This window comes from Sulfuricurvum sp. RIFOXYD12_FULL_44_77 (genome assembly GCF_001830725.1).
Taxonomy (GTDB): Bacteria; Campylobacterota; Campylobacteria; order Campylobacterales; family Sulfurimonadaceae; genus Sulfuricurvum; species Sulfuricurvum kujiense_A.
Map to the genome: position 1 here is coordinate 1 of NZ_MIBU01000082.1, position 1,786 is coordinate 1,786.

2 protein-coding genes are annotated in these 1,786 nt (G+C 45.8%); one reads left to right on the forward strand and one right to left on the reverse strand.

Going from position 1 to position 1,786, the window contains the following annotated elements; translation table 11 throughout:
- The first annotated feature begins 4 nt into the window (after window positions 1–4).
- Window positions 5–1,345 (forward strand): NADP-specific glutamate dehydrogenase, encoded by a 1,341-nt coding sequence (gene gdhA, locus A2517_RS03760; protein WP_294894288.1) that lies wholly within the window; start codon window positions 5–7, stop codon window positions 1,343–1,345.
- A gap of 3 nt (window positions 1,346–1,348) precedes the next feature.
- Here the strand turns inward: gdhA and A2517_RS03765 are convergent.
- Window positions 1,349–1,786 (reverse strand): winged helix-turn-helix domain-containing protein (locus A2517_RS03765; RefSeq protein ID WP_294894286.1); only part of this gene is annotated, 438 nt, incomplete at its 5' end.

The following is a 1,786-nucleotide window of genomic DNA, read 5'->3' on the forward strand; positions in this document are numbered from 1 at the left end:
AAAAATCTTAGCCAATCTCGAAAAATCTAATTGCTGTACAGACAACACTTTTTTGCAAGCGGTGAGCGAAGTTCTAGCCTCGCTGGAACCTATCATCAAAACTGACTCACGCTATGAGCAGTTCGCCATACTTGAGCGTCTCGTTACCCCTGATCGTATTATCCAATTTAAAGTCCAATGGCTTGATGATAACAATAAAGTTCACATCAACAACGGATACCGTATACAATTCAATAACTCTCTGGGGCCTTACAAAGGGGGTCTTCGTTTTCACCCCAGCGTAACGACGGGTATGTTGAAATTTTTGGCGTTTGAACAGATTTTCAAAAACTCTCTCACGGGTCTCCCTATAGGTGGGGCTAAGGGGGGATCGGATTTTGATCCCAAAGGGAAAAGCGATTTTGAAATAATGCGGTTTTGCCGTGCTTTTATGCGTGAACTTTACCCTTATATCGGTTCACGCGTCGATGTTCCCGCAGGGGATATCGGAGTCGGTGCCAGAGAGATCGGCTATTTGTTCGGAGAGTACAAACGGATCACCCATAATTATGACGGAGTTTTGAGCGGTAAGCCTTATACTTTCGGCGGTTCATTGATGCGCCCTCAGGCGACGGGGTATGGGGCCGTCTATTTTGCCCGTGAGATGCTCAAAGAAGAGTTACAAGAGTCGCTGGAGGGGAAAGTATGCACGGTGAGCGGTGCCGGGAATGTCGCTATCCATACAATAGAGAAACTTCAGCAGCTAGGTGCGTTGGTAGTAACGTGCAGTGACAGCGATGGAGCCATCTACGATCCCAGAGGTATCGATCTACTCCTCGTTAGAGAGCTCAAAGAGGATGGTAAACGGATCTCTCTTGCAGAGTACGCTCGCAGAACCCCCGGCTCAGTATATACACCAAAATCTGAGTATCCAATAGATGAGCATGCAGTATGGCAGATTCCATGTTTCGCCGCCTTTCCGTGTGCAACTCAAAACGAATTGAGTGTTGCGGATGCCGCAAAACTGATCGAAAACGGGTGTGTGGCGGTAGTGGAGGGGGCTAATATGCCGACATACCCCGATGCGATCGAACTGCTTCAGCGCGAAGGGGTTCTTTTTGCCCCAGGAAAAGCCTCCAATGCCGGAGGGGTCGCAGTAAGTGAATTTGAGATGTCTCAAAATGCTTCGATGGAGAAATGGGATTTTGAGAAAGTGGATCGTAAACTTGATGAATTGATGCGCCAAATTTATAAACGAATTTCACTGACGGCAAAAGAGTACGGTGTGGAGCGGAATTTTGTGGATGGTGCAAATATTGCGGCATTTAAGCGGGTTGCGGAAGCGATGATATTAGAAGGTGTTTAGAGGTCATACTTTTAAAAGGTAACCTTCTCCCCTGATGTTACGGATGTCCAACCCTGTAACCGTGTGGCGAATCTCACGAATATGGGAAGCAATCGTATTGAATTTGATAAACTTATTTTCCCAAATATACTCTAAAAACATATCATACGTGATGAGTGTGTTACGATATTTAGTCAATATGTAGAGAATATTGCGCTGATTCTTGGTGAGGCTGACCATCTTACCCTCTTGAAAAAGCTGTTTAGAGGCAAGGTTAAATGTATGCAACGGGGTAATGTGAATCTCATCGTCGTGTGCGGATGAGAGGAGCTTTTGAACGCGCAGGAGCAATTCCATCAAATCGAACGGTTTTTTAAGATAATCGCTGCATCCGAGATGGTAAGCATGGGTGATGCTCTCAATATCGGTGTAGGCAGTCATAAAAATGATCGGTTTTTCAGG